Annotated in this window: 2 rRNA genes; both read right to left on the bottom strand. The window is 59.5% G+C overall.

Going from position 1 to position 5,353, the window contains the following annotated elements:
• Positions 1-3,057 (bottom strand): 23S ribosomal RNA (locus tag KIH78_RS10440); the annotation flags it as partial.
• Between the two features lie 439 nt (positions 3,058-3,496).
• A 16S ribosomal RNA gene (locus KIH78_RS10445) occupies positions 3,497-5,024 on the bottom strand.
• Between the last annotated feature and the right edge of the window lie 329 nt (positions 5,025-5,353).

Consider the following 5,353-nt stretch of genomic DNA (forward strand, 5'->3'; position numbering starts at 1 on the left):
CCCCGTTAGTACCGGTCAGCTCCACCGCTCGCGCGGCTTCCACGTCCGGCCTATCGACCACGTGTTCTGCATGGGGGGTCACGGACTCCCGAGGGAGTCCCAGGAATACTCATCTTGGAGCGGGCTTCCCGCTTAGATGCTTTCAGCGGTTATCCCTTCCGAACGCGGCCAACCAGCGGTGCCACTGGCGTGACAACTGGCGCACCGGAGGTTCGTCCACCCAGGTCCTCTCGTACTATGGGCAGGTCTCCTCAGTATTCCGACGAGCGCAGAGGATAGAGACCAAACTGTCTCACGACGTTCTGAACCCAGCTCGCGTGCCGCTTTGATCGGCGAACAGCCGAACCCTTGGGACCTGCTCCAGCCCCAGGATGCGACGAGCCGACATCGAGGTGCCAAACCATCCCGTCGATATGGACTCTTGGGAATGATCAGCCTGTTATCCCCGGGGTACCTTTTATCCGTTGAGCGATGCCGCGTCCGTACGCCGGCACCGGATCACTATCTCCGACTTTCGTCCCTGCTCGGACCGTCGTCCTCGCAGTCAAGCCCGCTTGTGCGATTGCACTCGACACCCGATTGCCAACCGGGCTGAGCGGACCTTTGAGCGCCTCCGTTACTCTTTGGGAGGCAACCGCCCCAGTTAAACTACCCGCCAGGCACTGTCCCAGACACGGATCACGTGTCGTGGTGAGACATCCAATGCGAACAGAACGGTATTTCACCTTGCGACTCCACCACGGCTGGCGCCGCGGCTTCGAAGTCTCCCGCCTATGCTACACAATCCACACCGAATGCCAATACCAAGGTATAGTAAAGGTCCCGGGGTCTTTTCGTCCTTCTGCGCTTAACGAGCATCTTTACTCGTACTGCAATTTCGCCGAGCTCCCGGTCGAGACAGTGGGGAAGTCGTTACGCCATTCGTGCAGGTCGGAACTTACCCGACAAGGAATTTCGCTACCTTAGGATGGTTATAGTTACCACCGCCGTTTACCGGGGCTTGAATTCACCGCTTCGCCACGAGGCTGACGGATCCTCTTAACCTTCCGGCACCGGGCAGGCGTCAGTGCATATACAGCGACTTCACGTCTTCGCATGCACCTGTGTTTTTGGTAAACAGTCGCTACCCCCTCTCATGTGCCACCCCCCAAGGCTCCGCGCGCATGGCGCCTCACCCGAGGGGGTCTCCCTTGAACCGAAGGAACGGGAGCAATTTGCCGAGTTCCTTGACCGGGATTCGCTCGATCGCCTTGGTATGCTCTACCAGACCACCAGTGTCGGTTTGGGGTACGGGCGGCCACGAGCCTCGCGCCGAAGCTTTTCTCGACGGACGGAACCACCGGATCCACCCATAAAGGGCGTCCCATCACACCTCGGACCATACATCCCCGGATTTGCCTGGGGAAGGCCCCGCATGCTTGGCCCACGGAAAACCACCTCCGGGGCCGGCCTACCGTCCGTGTCACTCCACGCGCTACCCTACCGGGAATAGGTTCCCAACACCCCCGCCATCCACACCCCGAAGGGCATATCAAGCGGGAACGGAGGTCAGCATCATCCTTTCAGGTCTTGCCGGCTCGGAACCGGTACGGGAATATCGACCCGTTCATCCATTCGACTACGCCTGTCGGCCTCGCCTTAGGACCCGACTCACCCAGGGACGACGAACGTGGCCCTGGAACCCTTGGTCATCCGGCGGACGGGATTTTAACCCGCCTCTCGCTACTCATGTCTGCATTCTCACTCCCAAACAGTCCACGGACGTTTCCACGCCCGCTTCGACCCGCATGGGACGCTCTCCTACCCAGCAGTACAAACTGCTGCCGCGTCTTCGGTGGCGTGCTTGAGCCCCGCTACATTGTCGGCGCGGAACCACTAGACCAGTGAGCTGTTACGCACTCTTTCAAGGATGGCTGCTTCTGAGCCAACCTCCTGGCTGTCTATGCGACTCCACATCCTTTCCCACTTAGCACGCGCTTCGGGACCTTAGACGACGGTCTGGGCTGTCTCCCTTTCGACGACGGAGCTTATCCCCCGCCGACTCACTGCCGCGATACGCTTCACGGGTATTCGGAGTTTGGTTGCTGTCGGTACCCGATACGGGCCCTCAAGCATCCAGTAGCTCTACCCCCCGGAAGTAATCACGCGACGCTGCACCCAAATGCATTTCGGAGAGAACCAGCTATCACGGAATTTGATTGGCCTTTCACCCCCAGCCCCAAGTCATCCCCCCGGTTTTCAACCCAGGTGGGTTCGGTCCTCCACACGGTCCTACCCGCGCTTCAACCTGCTCAGGGCTAGATCATCCCGCTTCGGGTCCAGGACGAGCGACTCCAAACGCCATATTTCGGACTCGCTTTCGCTACGCATACGCCACACGGCTTATGCTCGCCACCCGCCACTGACTCGCAGACTCATTTTTCGATAGGCACGCCGTCACCCCACTTTAGGAGGCTCCGACGGTTCGTAGGCGCACGGTTTCAGGAACTCTTTCACTCCCCTCCCGGGGTGCTTTTCACCTTTCCCTCACGGTACTAGTACGCTATCGGTCAGACAGGAATACTCAGGCTTACCCAACGGTCTGGGCGGATTCACACGGGATTCCACGAGGCCCGTGCTACTTGGGACACACGATCGGCAGGCATGCTGTCTTCGGCTACGGGGCCATCACCCTCCACGGCCAGGCATCCAATCCTGTTCGCCTCACAACACGCTTTATCACTGCCGCCCGCCGCGTCGGCGACGGGACACACGCTCCCACAACACCCCACACGCAACCCCCGACGGGTATCACACGCATGAGGTTTGGCCATCATCCGCTTTCGCTCGCCACTACTCACGGAGTATCCTTTCCTGCAGGTACTGAGATGTTTCACTTCCCTGCGTACCCCCCGCAACAACTGCGGTGACAGCCCATGACGGCTGCCGGGTCCCCCCATTCGGAAACCCTCGGATCAAAGCCCAGTCGGCGGCTCCCCGAGGACTATCGCGGCCCCTCGCGTCCTTCATCGGTCCTGTCTGCCAAGGCATCCACCATACGCCCCCCACGGACAAACATCCACGGGGATTCCAATCAAGCGGTAAACACCAGACGACACATCAACACATCGTAAATGATCACAAAACGATCGAAACGAACAACAACAATAGAAGTTCGTTCGAAATCAACAGAACAAGCACGACAACCCCAAAGGGCCGTCACGCTCGCTCGCGTCCACTATCCAGTTCTCAAACCACCAGCCCGCACGCGCGCCCCCGAACCCGCCGGCAACACCGGCGACCAGGAACCCGCATGGGAACCGGAACCGCACCCCACCCAAGGGGCGTGGCGGTCCGGGAACCCAAAAGCATGCCCATACCACCCCACACGCGCGCGCCCACGACAGACACACGCCAAGCCAACGATCTCTTCCACACCAGCAACCGGCCGCCACCGCGACTGTCGCGGCACGCCGGCACACACCGGCCCCCAGACAGGGGCCTGAATACTCCGTAGAAAGGAGGTGATCCAGCCGCACCTTCCGGTACGGCTACCTTGTTACGACTTAGTCCCAATCACGAGCCTCACCTTAGACGGCTCCATCCCTTACGGGTTAGGCCACCGGCTTCGGGTGCTGCCCACTTTCATGACTTGACGGGCGGTGTGTACAAGGCCCGGGAACGCATTCACCGCGGCGTTGCTGATCCGCGATTACTAGCGACTCCGCCTTCATGGAGTCGGGTTGCAGACTCCAATCCGAACTGAGACCGGTTTTCAGGGATCCGCTCCAAGTCGCCTTGTCGCATCCCGTTGTACCGGCCATTGTAGCATGCGTGAAGCCCTGGACGTAAGGGGCATGATGATCTGACGTCATCCCCACCTTCCTCCGAGTTAACCCCGGCGGTCCCCCGTGAGTTCCCGGCATAATCCGCTGGCAACACGGGGCGAGGGTTGCGCTCGTTGCGGGACTTAACCCAACATCTCACGACACGAGCTGACGACGACCATGCACCACCTGTGAACCCGCCCCGAAGGGAAACGACATCTCTGCCGTCGTCGGGAACATGTCAAGCCCAGGTAAGGTTCTTCGCGTTGCATCGAATTAATCCGCATGCTCCGCCGCTTGTGCGGGCCCCCGTCAATTTCTTTGAGTTTTAGCCTTGCGGCCGTACTCCCCAGGCGGGATGCTTAACGCGTTGGCTCCGACACGGAACACGTGGAACGTGCCCCACATCCAGCATCCACCGTTTACGGCGTGGACTACCAGGGTATCTAATCCTGTTCGCTCCCCACGCTTTCGCTCCTCAGCGTCAGTAACGGCCCAGAGACCTGCCTTCGCCATTGGTGTTCCTCCCGATATCTACACATTCCACCGTTACACCGGGAATTCCAGTCTCCCCTACCGCACTCCAGCCCGCCCGTACCCGGCGCAGTCCCACCGTTAAGCGATGGGATTTCACACCAGACGCGACGAACCGCCTACGAGCCCTTTACGCCCAATAATTCCGGATAACGCTTGCACCCTACGTATTACCGCGGCTGCTGGCACGTAGTTAGCCGGTGCTTATTCAACAGGTACACTCAACCGAAGCCTTGCTCCCTGCTAAAAGCGGTTTACAACCCGAAGGCCTTCATCCCGCACGCGGCGTCGCTGCATCAGGCTTGCGCCCATTGTGCAATATTCCCCACTGCTGCCTCCCGTAGGAGTCTGGGCCGTATCTCAGTCCCAATGTGGCCGGTCGCCCTCTCAGGCCGGCTACCCGTCGAAGCCACGGTAGGCCATCACCCCACCGTCAAGCTGATAGGACGCGACCCCATCCCATACCGGAAAAAACCTTTCCCGACACACCATGCAGTGCGCCGGAACATGCGGCATTACCACCCGTTTCCAGGAGCTATTCCGCAGTACGGGGCAGGTCGGTCACGCATTACTCACCCGTTCGCCACTCTCACCAGGATGCAAGCACCCTGGATCCCGTTCGACTTGCATGTGTTAAGCACGCCGCCAGCGTTCATCCTGAGCCAGAATCGAACCCTCCACAAAAAAACATGAAGAGAACCGAAAACGACTCTCGAAACAAAATTGACAGGAACGTCCTAATAAGGAAAGGACGCTCACACTCAAAAAACCCCGCCATCCTTCAACCAACCAAGGACCCGACCAACCCACGAAAGGCGGCCAGGCGGACGACGGACTGGCAATCATTGACTATAAAGAAGTAGTACAAACACACTCTTGAGTTCTCAAACCACCACACACACCAAAACCAACCCCGAACCGGAAGAACCCCGGCCGGAACCGCTCGGCGGCAGCGAAAGAACAACTTACACGCAAACCCCAACCAACGCAACCCCACCCCACCACAACACCCC

It is taken from the genome of Bifidobacterium saguinibicoloris (genome assembly GCF_019331725.1).
GTDB classification, from domain to species: domain Bacteria; phylum Actinomycetota; class Actinomycetes; order Actinomycetales; family Bifidobacteriaceae; genus Bifidobacterium; species Bifidobacterium saguinibicoloris.